General features: G+C 44.8%; 13 protein-coding genes and 1 pseudogene. 7 read left to right on the top strand and 7 right to left on the bottom strand.

Features of this window, described 5'->3' with window-relative positions:
* Positions 1-7 precede the first annotated feature (7 nt).
* The 5 genes and pseudogenes from CWE13_RS10180 (at position 8) to CWE13_RS10160 (ending at position 3,024) form a co-directional block, all read left to right on the top strand.
* Entirely contained in the window at positions 8-721 is a 714-nt protein-coding gene (locus CWE13_RS10180; protein ID WP_126808339.1) for a copper resistance protein B, read from the top strand.
* Between the two features lie 15 nt (positions 722-736).
* Positions 737-1,105 (top strand): copper resistance CopC family protein, encoded by a 369-nt coding sequence (locus CWE13_RS10175; RefSeq protein ID WP_126808337.1) that lies wholly within the window; start codon positions 737-739, stop codon positions 1,103-1,105.
* A 16-nt stretch (positions 1,106-1,121) separates the two neighbouring features.
* Positions 1,122-2,018 carry a copper resistance D family protein gene (locus CWE13_RS10170; protein ID WP_126808335.1) on the top strand — a complete coding sequence of 299 codons (897 nt, stop codon included), beginning with the start codon at positions 1,122-1,124 and terminating at the stop codon, positions 2,016-2,018.
* A 180-nt stretch (positions 2,019-2,198) separates the two neighbouring features.
* Positions 2,199-2,417, top strand: a pseudogene (locus CWE13_RS12650) (glyceraldehyde 3-phosphate dehydrogenase NAD-binding domain-containing protein); the annotation flags it as partial.
* A 274-nt stretch (positions 2,418-2,691) separates the two neighbouring features.
* Positions 2,692-3,024 (top strand): hypothetical protein, encoded by a 333-nt coding sequence (locus CWE13_RS10160; RefSeq protein WP_126808333.1) that lies wholly within the window; start codon positions 2,692-2,694, stop codon positions 3,022-3,024.
* Positions 3,025-3,097: 73 nt separating this feature from the next.
* Here CWE13_RS10160 and CWE13_RS10155 read toward each other — a convergent pair whose 3' ends face one another.
* From CWE13_RS10155 to CWE13_RS10125, 7 genes are all read right to left on the bottom strand, one after another.
* On the bottom strand, positions 3,098-4,207 hold the full coding sequence (locus CWE13_RS10155) for a ligand-binding sensor domain-containing protein (RefSeq protein ID WP_126808332.1): 1,110 nt from the start codon (positions 4,205-4,207) through the stop codon (positions 3,098-3,100).
* A 174-nt stretch (positions 4,208-4,381) separates the two neighbouring features.
* A complete protein-coding gene (locus CWE13_RS10150) occupies positions 4,382-7,516 on the bottom strand; it encodes an efflux RND transporter permease subunit (protein ID WP_126808330.1) in 3,135 nt (1,044 codons plus the stop codon).
* Between the two features lie 11 nt (positions 7,517-7,527).
* Complete coding sequence (locus CWE13_RS10145; protein WP_126808328.1) at positions 7,528-8,757, bottom strand: efflux RND transporter periplasmic adaptor subunit; 1,230 nt, start codon at positions 8,755-8,757, stop codon at positions 7,528-7,530.
* Positions 8,754-10,001 carry a TolC family protein gene (locus tag CWE13_RS10140; protein WP_126808326.1) on the bottom strand — a complete coding sequence of 416 codons (1,248 nt, stop codon included), beginning with the start codon at positions 9,999-10,001 and terminating at the stop codon, positions 8,754-8,756. Before CWE13_RS10140 ends, CWE13_RS10145 begins: the two co-directional genes overlap by 4 nt.
* A 55-nt stretch (positions 10,002-10,056) precedes the next feature.
* On the bottom strand, positions 10,057-10,380 hold the full coding sequence (locus tag CWE13_RS10135; protein WP_126808324.1) for a hypothetical protein: 324 nt from the start codon (positions 10,378-10,380) through the stop codon (positions 10,057-10,059).
* Positions 10,381-10,741: 361 nt separating this feature from the next.
* Positions 10,742-11,971, bottom strand: coding sequence for a S41 family peptidase (locus CWE13_RS10130; protein ID WP_126808322.1), 1,230 nt, complete (start codon positions 11,969-11,971; stop codon positions 10,742-10,744).
* Positions 11,968-12,918 (bottom strand): GlxA family transcriptional regulator, encoded by a 951-nt coding sequence (locus CWE13_RS10125; protein WP_126808320.1) that lies wholly within the window; start codon positions 12,916-12,918, stop codon positions 11,968-11,970. Before CWE13_RS10125 ends, CWE13_RS10130 begins: the two co-directional genes overlap by 4 nt.
* Positions 12,919-13,235: 317 nt before the next feature.
* Between CWE13_RS10125 and CWE13_RS10120 the strand changes: the two genes are divergently transcribed.
* On the top strand, positions 13,236-13,511 hold the full coding sequence (locus tag CWE13_RS10120) for a helix-turn-helix domain-containing protein (RefSeq protein ID WP_126808318.1): 276 nt from the start codon (positions 13,236-13,238) through the stop codon (positions 13,509-13,511).
* Positions 13,511-14,824 carry a type II toxin-antitoxin system HipA family toxin gene (locus CWE13_RS10115; protein WP_126808553.1) on the top strand — a complete coding sequence of 438 codons (1,314 nt, stop codon included), beginning with the start codon at positions 13,511-13,513 and terminating at the stop codon, positions 14,822-14,824. Before CWE13_RS10120 ends, CWE13_RS10115 begins: the two co-directional genes overlap by 1 nt.
* Positions 14,825-15,478 lie beyond the last annotated feature (654 nt).

Raw genomic sequence — 15,478 nt, 5'->3', positions numbered from 1 at the left:
GGTTGATATGAAAAACATTAATGTAAAAGGCTTTACGCTTAGTTTAATCGCCGCTTTGTTTATGAGTGGGTTTGCTCAGGCGGGAGGTGGCGATGACCCACTGTTAACCAAGGTCATGTTTGATGAAGTGGAAAGGGGCGTGGGTTCGAATGATCCCACCAGCTTCAATATTCAGGCATGGGTGGGGAAAGACATCAACAAGTTCTGGTTGAAAACCAAAGGCGAATATGAAGATGCCGACGACAAAGAACTTGAAATACAGGCACTTTATAGCCGTGCTATAGCTCCCTATTGGGACGCTCAAATAGGTGTTAGAGTTGACCTTGAACCTTCTCCTTCACGCAGCTGGGCAGTGTTAGGCCTACAAGGCTTGGCGCCATATTTCTTTGAAATAGACGCTGCGTTATTCATTGGTGATGAAGGTCGTACGGCTATGCGTGTGAGCGCTGAGTATGAAATGTTGCTAACCCAGAAACTTATATTAAGCCCCGAAGTTAAAGTGAACTTTTACGGCCAAAACGATGCAGATTTAGGAATTGGCTCGGGTTTGTCGGATCTAAGCACTGGGCTAAGGCTGCGCTACGAAATAAAACGTGAATTTGCCCCGTATATTGGTGTGGAATGGGCACGCAAATTTGGTAACACAGCGGAGTTTGCTCGTAATGAAGGCAAAAAAGTTGAAGGCACGCAAGTCGTCATTGGTCTGAAGGCATGGTTCTAACATGAGGGAAATACAATGAGATTATTTCAAGTAATAGTATTAGTTATAGGTTTTGCACTTACGAGTTCGGCATGGGCACATGTGGGCTTGAACAACTCAAACCCAGCTAATGGTGCCATGCTCAATGAAGCACCTAGCAAGCTGGAATTAACTTTCTCAGGGCCTGCACGGTTAATTCAGCTTACCCTGAAAGACAAAGCTGAAAATGAGATTGCCTTAACTTTGCCATCGAGACGACAAAGCGCAACACAGTTTTCAATTCCGCTGCCCGAATTAGATGCTTCGGAATACACCGTAAGCTGGATGATTATGGGTGAAGACACCCATAAAATGGAGGGGGAATTTACCTTTATGGTGCATGGCGTGCATATGAAGCACCATTAAGAGGGAGTAATAAACCATGTTGCTGTCTGGCTTTGTAGTCATGGCATTGCTTGCTAAATGGGCGGTGTATATAGGCTTTGCTGCAGTTGTAGGTGGTCTTTTCATGCTAAATCTAGTCCGTCAGCAACCTAAAGAAGCTGCTGTGCTGCGGCATTACATAGCTAGCGGCGCAGCACTTGGGTTAGTAGCTGTAGCGGTAAACTATTTGGCGCAAGTAGGTTCATTTGCGGGCGACGGTGTTGCCGGAATGTTCGATGGCTTTATGCATGAATTACTATGGTTTAGCCCTATTGGCGAGTCGGTGTTGTGGCGTGTTGCAGGCTTTGGTTTAGTGTTACTTGGCAGCAGGTTAATACTCAGTACCACACTAAAAATAAGGCAACTTGCGTGGGCCATAGTACTTAGCGGAACGGTGCTGCTGGCTACTGCATTTAGCACACTAGGGCATAGCACTGAACTTAATTTCTTCTCCCAAAGCATGGTGTTCTTGCATGTGGTTATTATTGGTAGTTGGGTGGGAGCTTTTTATCCACTATGGCGCCTGTGCTCAGTAGCTAATGTAAAAGAGTTGCAGCTAATAATGGACAAATTTGGTCAGCTAGGTATTGGCATAGTGGCTTTAGTGGTTGTGTCTGGCGGCAGTTTATTGTGGCAATTGTTTGATAAACCTAGCGAATTTATAACTAGTGGTTATGGCCAAGCGATGCTGTTAAAGCTAAGTTTGGTATGCGTGATTTTACTTATTGCAGCCCGACATAAGTTTATTTTAGTACCAAGTTTAACAAATCAAAACGATCCGATAGCTGCCCGAAAATTGCAAAAATCAATCGCCTTAGAGGTTGTCGTGGGGGTATTGATTTTGGCTACAACTGCGGTGCTATCAAGTGTTTTAGGGCCCGTTAGCTTGAGTTAACTCACGTTCAGTAATATGGATTAAAATAAACTGTAAGAAAACACCTACTGGTAACGACAAATAGTTGTAGTACCCTAGCTTACCCGCTGACGCTGCACATAAGCTTTACCGTGCCGATGGCTCTTCGAAGCTAGCGGAAATAGTTGACGGAGCCGCACTGTTATTAATTGGAGAAGTAGAATAACCATGAAAGTAGGTATTAACGGCTTTGGCCGCATGGGGCGGCTTACCATGCGCGCTCTTTTTAACCACAGTAGCGTCGAAATTGTACACATTAACGACCCGGCTGGTGATGCCGCAACCCTAGCGCACTTATTAAACTTTGACTCCATTCATGGCCGTTGGAGCCATGAAGCCACAGCCGATGGTAATGCCATGCTCATTGGCAGCCAGAGAATAAATGTCTGGTACGGCCTAGGTTTCTTAGACATAGTGCATTTGCCTTATGTTTATAAATGCATTGGAATTATCGCCGATAAACGGTGCATGGAAAGTTCTAGCTTTAGCATAGGTATATTAAAAACTTCTTACACCTTCAGTCCGTTAGCAAATGGACAAAATCGTTCAGAAAGCTCTGGCCTCACAACTCACGATATAGGCCTACTACAATTGCTTTTATGTTTTATGTCTACTAAAGTTCTTTGTAAATAACATGACAAGGCAAAGCTTTAATATGGGTAAAGGCAGCTATTTAGGCGGTAGCACGATCGTTAGCCGAAGCGATAAAGATAAAGAAGAGAAAATAGAGGAACGAGATCGGGCTTTCCTTGATCCACGTTGGCGATCAAAAAAAATCAATGACATAAAAAGCCCGGCAGAGCAATTTCTTCAGATAGTGTTAGATAATGAACGGCGGGGAACCCCTCTGGCCTCTGTTCCTAAAAATCTTAGGAAATACCTGCCTAATGTAGAAGATAACGAGGAATCAATAAAAAAATGGGCGGTTTCTCACCCTAGATATAGGCTATTAAAAAATAAAAATAAAAATAAAAATAAAAATAAATAGATGTTGAATCACCATTGACTTTTCAAACTGGCGACGTCTATCTTCATTCGACATTTTGCGGGTTCTATTATGTTCATAAATCATTGTTTGGCTCCACATGCACAGCACTAATTGTTCGTTGTAACAGTGATCGGATGGGTTCAGGAGCGTGCTCCGCTGTTAACTGGAAATCGCTTGTTAGGGGATTGCTACGCAAAATGCCTTGGTCACGAGCACCCAGCCAAAGTGTGCCGCTTGTATCAGTTGCTACCCGCCGTATATCAACATCGGTAGCCCGGACAAAGCTCCCGTCCTGCGCGGCGATGTACTCGAGGCTATTCGCATCAACCAAATATAATCCGTTCTCAGCGCCTGCCCAAATTTTGTTATTGCCTTGCGGATAGAGCGTATTAACCCGAGGCTTCGTTTCACTCGCGTGGTTACGTGGAAACTGCACCGGCGTAAATTGCTTAGCGTGCGGCTCAAACTCAAACACGCCGCTATCGATACCTACCCAAATCCGATTATCCACCACCCGCACGGTTCGGATTTCGTTTATACGATTGTTGCCATATCGCTCAGGAAAAGGCAGGAACTGCTGCCACTCCGTACCGTCCTCATTGGTGCGATAAAGCCCAGAAGTGGTGGCAAACCAGAGATGTTCACCAAGCTCTGTAATACCCCAAATTCGTTCCTGATGAAGTGGGTTTCTGGCGTTCAGAGCGCTTAGTTGGTGATCGTCCACCATAACTAAGCCATTGAGGGTGCCTGCCCATATACGCCCTTGGTTATCTTCAAAGATAGTTTGAACACGATTGTCGGGAAGGGCGCTGTTGTCAGTGTTAAATACTTGAAACTGATTTTCTTCATGCTGCCAAAACAGCAACCCCGATCCCCATGCGGCAGCCCAAAGTTCATCGTTCTGGGTCATCATAACCGCTGAGTAACTTACCCGGCCGAGGTCATCGTTTTCACTACCCGCCCAACGCGTTAATTGATAGCCATCGTAGCGAAGCAGCCCATCGGTATCACCCGCGAACCACAAGAAACCGCGGGAATCACGAAAAATGTCATAAACGGAAGATTGGCGGCCACCCAGTTCGTCGGCAAATCGCTCAAATGAATGATGTTGAGCCCACGCAGAAGGAATTACAAACGCAAAAACAAGACATGTCGCAATCAGAAACCGGGCGACAGAAATCATAAACTGCTCTCTTTTTAAACGTATATCGCAATTCTAAATCATTTTGAAATAAAGGAATAGATGGGTTTTATCGAACTCATGCTTAGAGAAACTTTGGGCAGATATTCTGACGTAAAAGAAAATGCACGTTGGCAGAAGTTGAGCCCGAAGGCCCAACTTCTATTTTTCAGCTAATCATGATGGTGGCAACCGCCGAAACTTATTCACAAGTAAATACAAAGCAGGGAGTACGACCAAAGTTAGTAGGGTTGAAGAAATAATTCCACCAATCACTACTGTGGCCAGAGGGCGTTGTACTTCGGCGCCAGTACCTGTGTTGAAAGCCATGGGTATGAAACCAAAGCTTGCTACTAAAGCTGTCATTAGGACAGGCCTTAAACGATGCCTCGCGCCTTCATAGACTGAGTCCATTAGAGCTTTACCGTCATCCCGTAGCTTCTGAATAAATGTTAACATCACCACGCCATTCAATACTGCAACACCCGATAGGGCAATAAAGCCCACGGCGGCTGAAATCGATAATGGCATTCCTCGCAAGGTAAGGGCTAAGATACCGCCAGTTAGTGCCAAGGGCACACCGGTAAATATGATGAAGGCATTGCTCAATGAATTGAATGCGCTATAGAGAAGTCCTAGAATCAGTATTAGCGTCAGCGGGACCACAATAGCTAATCGCTGAGAGGCGGATTGCAATTGCTCGAAAGTACCACCGTAGTTGATCCAGTATCCTGGAGGAAGCGACAGGTTGGTTTGTAACTGCTCCTGAATCTCATCAACAAACGAGCCGAGGTCTCGGCCTATTACGTTGGCACTGACAACCATATTACGTTTACCACTTTCACGGTTGACTTGATTGGGACCCACCGCGAGTTCAATATCGGCGATTTCACCAAGAGGCACATACTGAAGCTCTGGGTTACTCGCTTCAGGAACGGCAACTGGCAAACGTTTTAATGATTCGAGATCAGTACTCCAGGATTTATCAAGGCGCAGCATGAGCTTGAAACGTTTGTCTCCCTCAAAAATAGTGCCCGCCTCAAGACCACCAACAGCACTTTGTACAGCGTTTTGTACGTCATGAACCGTTAGGCCTAATAGCGCCAGATGGTCACGTTGCGGAGACACAGATAGGGTGGGTAAGCCCGTCATTTGCTCAGCACGCACGTCGATTGCCCCGGAAACCTCTTGAATGATCTGTACCGCCTCGTCGCCCAGCAGTTTCAATTGCTCAAGATCATCACCGTAAATACGCACAGCTAAATCTGCCCTTACACCAGCGATAAGTTCGTTGAACCGCATCTCAATAGGCTGGGTAAATTCATATTTATTACCGGGCAGTTGTTCAACAGCGTCGCGTAGCTCAGCCACGAACGTTTCTTTAGTTTTCGATGAGTCAGCCCATTCATCTCTCGGCTTTAGAATAACGAAGGTGTCGGCTACGCTTGGTGGCATAGGGTCTGTTGCAACATCTGGGGTCCCAATTTTTGAGAAAACTCGCTTTACTTCATCGAGCTCAGCAATTGTTGATTCCAACTGTAATTGCATACTGACGGACTGCTGCAACCCGGTGCCTGGAATCCTGAGCGCGTGCAAAGCAATATCTCCTTCATCGAGCTGCGGCAAAAACTCGGTTCCCATTTTTGATGCTTGGAGAACCGAGCCAATAAACAAACCGAATCCAAGGAGCACGATAAACACGGGCTGCTTTAAAGATATTTTTAGCAATGGCTCGTATAGGCGACGGGCTCCCCGCATAATTCGGTTTTCTTCGTGATTCACCTTACCCTTAACAAAAATAGCAATCGCGGCGGGCACAAATGTCATTGATAAAATGAGAGCGCCCACCAGAGCAAATACCACCGTGAAAGCCATTGGATGGAACATTTTTCCTTCGACACCGCTGAGTGCGAATATCGGTAGGTACACCAACATAATGATAAGTACACCGAAAACTGCGGGGTTGAACACTTCCCGAGTACTTTCGAAAACCTCGCTTAAGCGTTCTTTGGTTGAAAGTAATCGACCTAACCGCTTTTGTGTTAAACCAAGACGGCGTAATGCGTTTTCAACAACAATAACGGCGCCATCAACAATAATTCCGAAATCTATTGCACCCAGACTCATTAAATTGCCGGATACCCGGTTGGCTGTCATTCCAGAAACTGCAAATAACATACTTAATGGGATTACTAGCGCCGTAATGAGAGCTGCTCGAACATTGCCTAACAGTAGAAATAACACAACAATTACCAGCACCGCGCCTTCAAAAAGGTTCTTTTTGACCGTTGTGATGGTTTTTTCCACTAGCGTTGTGCGATTGTAAACTGGTTCAACAATCACACCAGTTGGGAGGCTTAGTTGCACATCATCTAATCGCTCGGCAACCGCTTTCGAGACGGTGCGGCTATTTTCACCGATTAACATCATAGCAGTGCCCAAAACAACCTCTTCACCGTTTGAAGTTGCAGCGCCAGTACGCAGCTCTTTGCCAAAGGAAACCTCAGCAATATCTCGTATACGCACCGGTGCATCATCGCGTTTAGTAACCACCACGTTGCCGATATCATCCAGAGATGCCAACTGCCCGGGCGAGCGCACGAGCCACTGCTCGCCAATACGTTCAATATAACCAGCGCCAGCATTGGTGTTATTTAACTGAAGAGCGTTAAAAATGTCAGCGATGGATAGTTTGTAGGCCAACATTTTTCCGGGGTTGGGAGCCACTTGGTACTCTCGCTCATAGCCGCCAACGGTATTAATTTCAGTAACTCCGGGTACTGTTACCAATTGTGGGCGAATCACCCAATCTTGCAATGTGCGTAGTGATTCAGTGGTGTAAGGTTGCTCGTACTCATCACGAGCTCCTGGCTGAGCTCGAACGATATACGTAAATATTTCACCTAACCCGCTCGTAATAGGACCGAGAGCGGGTTCAACGTTGCCAGGTAACTCACCGCGAACCATCTGTAAACGTTCGCTAATCTGCTGCCTGGCCCAATAGATGTCAGTGCCTTCATCAAACACAACTGTCACCTGCGATAGCCCGTAGCGTGATATCGATCGTGTGTAATCAAGATCGGGGATACCTGCCATCGCATTTTCTACTGAGTAGGTAATGCGCTGCTCTGTTTCTAACGGTGAATATCCGGGTGCTTCAGTATTTATTTGCACTTGAACATTAGTAATGTCAGGCACTGCATCAATGGGTAACTTCAATGTGTTATAAACGCCTAGTCCTGCAAGGAGCAGTGTTGCGGCAATCACTAACCAACGACGTTGAATAGCGAAACGGATAAATGAATCAATCATAAGTTCGCCCTCTAGTGGTTGTGGCTTGCACCGTCTTTTAGTACATCAGCTTTCAACAAGTAGCTATTCATAAATACATAGGGAGTATTTTCTACTAAGCCGGCCTTTACTTCGATGTAATCGCCATCGCTGTCACCGAGTTCAAGCACTCGAATTTCAAAGGTATTTCCATATTGAGCAAACACTATTGGCATTCCGCGAAAACTTTGCACTGCATTCATGTTTACCGCTAACGCAACTTCTTTCTCGCCTACAGTAACCTCTGCCTGAACATGCATTCCGGGACGCCAGTGCCTATCCTTGTTCTCAATTAGTACTCGGGCTCGAGCGATATGGCCGCCTGTCATTACAGGAGCAATGTATATAATTTCACCAGAGATGCGTTCATGTTGGTGTAAATCAGATATCTCAGCCTGCAGACCAACTTTCAGCTTTTCGATGTTCTGAGGAAATGCTGAAAGCTCAACCCAAACAGTGGATAAATCTACAATTTCAAAGAGCACTTGTTCATTAGCGATTTCGCCCGCTGTAACAAATCGTTCAGTTACCTCACCAGCAATGGGGCTGATCACCTCATAACTGGCGCCACTGGCGGAATTTCTAATCCGAGCTAAAACTTGCCCCTTTGAAACTTGTGCACCGATACTAACGAAAACATCGGACACTACACCCGGATAAACTGCCCGTACGCTTGCTGCTTGTCCGCTTACAGGCGCCACAACACCAAATAATTGATCTTTAAACCGTAATGTTCTCGGCATCGCATTTTCCACCAGAATATTGGCACTTTCGATCACTCGATCGGATAATGTCGTTCGTCCCTCGAAACTTTCGTAGTGCCATTCTCCCCGGTTATTTTGCGTTGAAGCGGTAACATAGACCTCATAGGAATGCGGCTCAGTGATGGCGGTATTACTCACGAGGTAGTCACCCTCGGGGGTAAAGCTGAGCGTATCTTTTGTGTTACCTAATCGGTGAAGGACTACTTCTAGGTTTACTTTGTCGGGTTCGATGATCTCCTCATTTAGGTAGGTATAAACGCGCATTTCAGGCGTATTGCCTAATTCAAAAATAGTTATTTCGACTGCAAATTCTCCTTCACTAAGAAATGTGCCGCCGTTAGGTCCTTCTATTTTTGTTTCAGAGTGCTCGTGATCTGCTTCAGGTGAAGCGTAAGCATGCTCTGTTACGGTTAACCCGAGAAGAACAAAGAGAATAATAATTGCTTTGATATAGTTCATAATGAAGATCCCAAGAATGATTGGCCTGTCAGTCGCTCAAGTTCAAGAATGTCTTGATAAATAGCGTAACGGCGATTGATTTGCTGGTATTCCAATTGTGCGAGTTCGTTCTGGGCATCGATAACCATCAATAGGCTATGAACACCGTTAACGTAGCCGGCCTTCGTTTCTTGCTCTAGTTGGCGGGCAAGAGGTAGCAAATCACGTTGAATACGCTCTAGGTAGCGTTGGTTCATATGCAATCTGGCGAGAATAGATCGAGCGTAACCCCGCAGTTGTTCTCGCACTACCCGTTGTTGGTTGAGGACCATATCTCGCTCAGCTTGATTCGACTGAATTAAGCCTTGATTAGGATTTGTTAGCTGAAACGGCATTGATGCTTGAAGAACCAAGCCCGCATCATTGAGTTGATTGTTGTAACGTATGCCAAGGCCGACGGTTATATCTGAAACTGCAGCTGTCTCCGTGGCTTTGGCTCTAGCAATAAGCAAGCGCTCTGAATCAAGCAAGCGGAGAAATTCCGGTGCTTGATTTACCGCGCGCTCTAGATCAGCTCTTGAGGGCAGTTGAAGTTGTTCGTTAAAGTTGCCAATAACGTTATCGAACTGAGGTTCTGCAGCCCACATGGCACTCAGATTTGATTTCGCCTCCGTAATCTTTCCAGCGATTTCTTCTGATTTAGCTAGAGCGTGGTGTTGTTGTAAACGAACACGGGTAACATCAGAGGGAGGCACTGCGCCAGATTCCATTCGCTCCAGCGTAATTTCTAGCGCAGCATCAAGACGTTGCCCTTGTTGTTGACTCCAGCTCCTTAATTCCTGCAACAGCACCATTTTATAAAAGCGATGAGCTGTTTCTGCCAGAACTTCAATTTTGGTGTAGTTAAACTCAGCATCCAGCTGCTGCTGTCGGGCTGATGCAAGTTCAACGCGCTGCTCTTGCTTCCCACCAAGTTCGATGAGTTGGCTAAAAGATAGAGTTGCCTCGGCATTTTCATAGCCTTGGCTATTACCGGTCCCCGCAATATTCTCAAGCTCTAATCCAAGCGTTGGATTGGGCTTTAAAGAAGCTTGCAGTACTTCAGCTTCGGCCATACGTTTTCGATATGGGTACTTTTGTAGATCTGGATTGTCTTGCACGGCTCTTTGTAATGCATCACGCAAGGTCAACTCATTTGCGATTGCTGATAGGGGGACAAATAGCGAGCCCACCATTGCAGCAATCACGAAATAAAATAATTTCATGATTAATCTCCACAATAAAATGATTGTGCTTTACGCACAGACTTTAGGGGTGAGATTAAGCGTTTGGTGGAGGTACGGGTGGTTGTTTGTCGTTACTATCGAAGGAAATAATTCGCTGCACTATCGCTAATGCTGGTGATGGATCACTTGAGCAAAATGATGCGTAGCCGATAATGCAGGTTACATGGGCGTGAAACTGGTGTTCATTATCAATATCAGAATTTTCGTGTGAGCTTGTGTTGTGGTCAGTGTGGGTGTGGCTTTGATAAGCATAATCAAAGGTGTGCTGGGTATCTTCAACGTGGCCAACCGCAACGGCACAGGCAAAAAAGCTGTGAACCAGCATAACAATGACCAATGACCAAGCAAGCTTTGACAATGTGAAGACCCGCGAATATGAACTATAACTTTGCTAACTTAACAGATAAATCTCGTAAAACTCAAGTGCTGCCTACTGATATACCAACAGATTGGTAACGCCTGAGATTTATTGACACATTTTAAAGTGAAAACCTCGCTGCGAAGATAGAAGTTTAACATAAGGATACATTCCAAAGAGTCGTGAAGGGACGCTCTAATTTACCCGCAAAAAAATGTTCAATTTCACTTGGCTATTACATATTTATTTGTAGTACTTTTGGGGTGAATTAGTGTTAATTCCGTCCCCCGAGAGCTTTGCTGGAATTATTGAGAGATAAAACCAGCAGTCGGAGTTAATCAATAGGGTTCGAGGAGTGGTCTCACCGCTTAAAATATTCCAATGCCCTCATTAAAACGACATCTAAGCCTTCTTCAAACTCTTCCCAAGACTGTATAACGAGCTCGTCAGGATAAATTGAATCCGTCGGCGTTTCTAAGAAGGGATAGTAACGAATCGAAAGGCTAAGCTTCCGTTTAGAATTGGGTAATTCAAAACGATAACTTTCAGAAAAGTGGTTTGGGTCTCCACCTGTAGGTTCACCAATCACCGTTGCATTAAAAAGTTGTTTAAAATGGACGACGTTACTCATTGCGGCTGAAAAAGTGTGCCCATCGGTCAGCAAAACAGCGCCTTTGAGCCAGTCAAATTGCTCCATTGGTAACAGGCATGACGAAAAGGCTAGCCCGGTGTAAAAATTACCACCACCGTTACCACGGAAATCAATGATCAGGTTGCGGGCATTGCTGGATTCAAGCTTTGACTGCAGGGCACTGCAATTATCGAGCACATCTGCTACGTCAGGATAGCGCCGAAAACGAAAATAAGCGGTAGTTTCATTAACGATATCAAACTGTATTCCCGGCATGGCAATGTCTTGCATTGTGAAAGCTGGCGTATGAGTTCGATAGGGAGATTCTATTTGGCCGAATAACGCCATCGAAATTGGTTCAATATGATGCGTCGAAAATGAGTTATTTCTTTTAGTTACGAACTTGGCTTTCTCCCCATCAGCTACAATTCCCAAGCCTCTTAACAGCTTGGCTAAGGTTAGATGAAATTCAAAACTGACTTTTTCACTAAACTGATTATCTACTCCGGAAAGGTAATGTTTGAGTCGCTCGAACAAATCAGCTGTGGGTACTTCATTGATGCTAACCAGTTCACTGCCAAGCAAATGTTCATAATCTTCTGTTGTCGCTACTATTCGTAGCTCTTCGCCAAAATACTTAAATTGAAAAGGGAAATGACTGTGGGGGCCTGACATCATGAAATAGTTACTATGCCCATCGCCAAGAGCAGATGTTATACCCATTAACCGAGTTTCTATTTGAACTTCGGAAAGTGTACTGAGATCTGCTTTTAATGTTGTAATTTGTTGATCGAAGTCACTTTCGCTTAGTGTGTGGAACGGCTTTATGTGCTTTGTTTTAACCTGCTCCACGTAAAAATCAATATCTTCCGCCCATTGCGTCATTTGCGGTTCGGGCAATGCATTCGTCTGAGAGCCAAAAATTGCAAGTAGGGATGCTAAAAATGAAAATCGTTTCACGAGTGAATTCCTTTTGTGAATGTTGTTGGTGAAACCGAGAACTGGCGATAAAAAGCCCGACGGAAACTATCATAGCTGTTGAAGCCAATGCGGTGAGCGACTTGTTTTACGCTTATGTTTTCGTTTCCAAGTAAATCCCGAGCGTAGTTGAGCTTTAACTGTTTAAAAAACGAGCTTGGCGTACAGTTCAGATGTTGTTTGAAAATGCGGGCAATCTGTCTTTCACTGAGGTTAATAAAGCTTGCCATGTCACTGACGCTTATTGGCCTGTCTATATTTTTAGCGAGCCAATCAAGTAGAGGTGAGAGTTTGAGGCTTTCGCCTGATTGTAGCTGTAGCATGTCGGAATATTGGTTCTGTGATCCAGCGCGTTGCACATATACAACCAACTCTTTTGCTACCTTAGCGGCTATTGTATTGCCATGGTCTTGGCGAATGATAGCAAGCGCTAGATCAACTCCCGATAATACGCCTGCCGACGACCATTTATTGCCGCTATTCACAAATAAGGGCTCCTTTTGGACGTTAATTCCGGGATTGCGGCGCGCTAAATCCTCACAGTGTCGCCAGTGGGAAGTCATTGTAAGCGACTGGCACGGGAACAGCTTCGCGAGGATAAATGCGCCGGTACAAATGCTAAACACTCGCTTTGCTTTAACAGCGACTTGGCGCAGTTGTTCATGCTGTTTTATGCTTAAAGAAAGCGTACGCATGCCATTCCCACCGCAAATGATCAGGTCGTCTAATTCAAATTCGTCATCCAAGCACAGATCAGCTTGCAACTGTTGGCCATAAACGGTTTTCACCGGATCTTTCTGTAAGCTCAATAAGCTGGCTCTATATGCATTAGGTACAAACGTGTTTGTTTCCATAAAAGCATCCAGAGGCCCAAATAAATCCAACGCTTGAAAGCCATTTGCGATAAAAAATACTTGATGAATTGTCATTGTTCTCCTCCACAACACCAATGTACTGGAAAAGCTTGTGGCAGTTAATTCATAATTACGACAAAAAAAGACAAAATGGAAAAACATCGTTACGGGACATTATCGGCGTTGGTGCTGTTGGGAGGCGAATCGTGGAAGTTAGGCATAGCAAGGTTCAAAAGTAACGTTCGATTTATCTGATTGAGTTTGTCCGTTTGTTATTATTATACGCACTCGAGTATAAAGGCACATTCATACGCACTTGCGTATGAATCTTGACTTATACGCAAATGCGTCTAAAATAAGATTTATATGAACTCGCTTATAAAGAGAGCGCAATGAAAATTACTGATCCCAAAGCATTATCAAACTACATACGAGATAAACGAAGAACTCGCGGCCTGAGTCAAGCCAAGGTTGGTGATTTAGTTGGGCTTAGGCAAGGAACGGTTTCTAAATTTGAATCAATGCCAGAGAAAATGCAGCTTGATACTTTGTTTCGTTTACTATCAGCTTTAGAGCTTGAGTTGTCAGTAAAACCTAAAAATAGCGATGACCTGAAGAATAGTTCTGACTCTGTACGGCCCGATGTCAAATGGAGTGAAGATTGGTAATGAATACACTCGCTATTTATATGAACGGCTACCGCATAGGCTACTTGAGCCGAAGTGATTCCGGCGCTCATACGTTCTGTTACGATAAGAGCTGGATTATCAAAGAGGGAGCGCGTCCAATTTCTTTGTCGATGCCATTAAGGCACGACGAATACTCAGGACGGGAGGTGATTAACTTTTTTGATAACTTACTGCCCGACAATGAAGAAATTAGAGACAGAATTGTTGCCCGCTATCAAGCCGACTCTTACCAAGCGTTTGACCTACTCTCGGCGATTGGAAAAGATAGTGTAGGTGCATTGCAGTTTGTTCCCGAAAACGAAGACTTGGGGAGCGTTCATGAACTGCAATATGAAAGACTCACCGAAGACAAATTAGAGAGAATTTTAAAAGGTTATCAATCTAAGGCACCTTTGGGCATGTTGCGGGAGCTAGACGATTTTAGAATTTCAATTGCCGGCGCTCAGGAAAAAACAGCCCTACTAAAAATAGGCAACGCATGGTGTATTCCAAAAGGTAACACCCCAACTACGCACATCATTAAGCTTCCTATAGGGAAGATTCAAAGCCATGATCACACGATTGACCTGACTGACAGCGTAGAGAATGAAATGCTGTGCTTAAGAATTGCAAAAGCATTTGGTTTTGATGCGCCCGATTGTGAAGTGATTACCACGCCAACTATTAAAGCCCTCGCCATTGAGCGCTTCGATCGTAAATATTCCCCAGATCACTCGTGGCTAATGAGACTCCCTCAAGAAGATTACTGTCAGATACTGGGTTTGCCCTCGGCTAGAAAATACGAATCGGATAACGGACCAACGATTGCCAGAATAATGAAACACCTTCAGGGCTCTGCTGAGCCTACGCGCGATCGTGAAACTTTTATGGCAGCGCAGGTGCTGTTTTTTCTCTTAGGCGCAACTGATGGGCATGCAAAAAACTTCTCTATACACATCGAGCCTCATTGTACCTACCGGTTAACACCGCTTTATGACATCATTTCTGCTCACACTGCAATAGGTGGAAATGGCCTGAATATTCGTGATTTAAAACTTGCGATGAGCTTGCGAGGGTCGAGTGGAAAGAAATGGCGGATCTATCAAATTTTTCGGCGGCATTTTTTAAATACCGCAAAAGAAGCTGAATTTAGCCCGAGCCGAATGAGCGAAATCATCACGACCCTATGCGATAAAGTAGATGATGTTATTGAGCGAGTGAAAAACGATTTGCCGGATGATTTTCCGGAGCGCGTTTCGACTCCAATTTTTGAAGGTATGCTTGAGCGTAAACGTCGACTTCTGATCGAATGAATTTACCCGATTGGTAACGTGAGTGTTTTGAGCAACTAGAAAGTGTCTAAAATAATCAGGCCTTACCAGGTGGTAAGGCCTGAGTATTCTAGACACCTTCTATTTGCTTAAAATGATTATATTCATTTTTGTTGCGCGACACACATTGATTGTTTATGTCCAAAGACTTCCAAGCTTAAACCATCTTAATGGAAATCTCGTTGGTGCAATGGTTCTATTCTTTGGGGGAGGTCAAAGTGAGTAACGCTTATGTTTTCTAAACAAGGAGCACTAGCTTTAGCAACGAGAAAACTTGCAATCGGATGGACCAATTTTAGATGTAAATCGTGGATCGGTTTCGCCTCCAAATTAACAGCCGCACTGCAGAGAGATAAGATCATGCAGTTTATGCACCCTGCTATTACTTCATTTTAAAGTTGCACTCTTTTTAAAGGTTTGCGACAGTAGCCACGTATTTGATTAAGAATTACTACCTGTTAGATAGCCTCTAGCCAAGGCCACTAAACAAACAGCCACCTTCGGGTGGCTTTTTTGTGGTGCGCCGGGCACGGCGCGTAGCGCCTTGACAGGCGCTGTTCCTGTGCAGGTGGTGCTGGCAGGATGACTTGGAGGTGTGAGTCCTCTGTGAGCCCGGTAAGGGGAATCACTAGCTAA

It is taken from the genome of Aliidiomarina shirensis, from assembly GCF_003987345.1.
Classification (GTDB): Bacteria; Pseudomonadota; Gammaproteobacteria; order Enterobacterales; family Alteromonadaceae; genus Aliidiomarina; species Aliidiomarina shirensis.
Note: the sequence above shows the minus strand (reverse complement) of the source record. Positions and strands in the feature narration are given on the sequence as shown.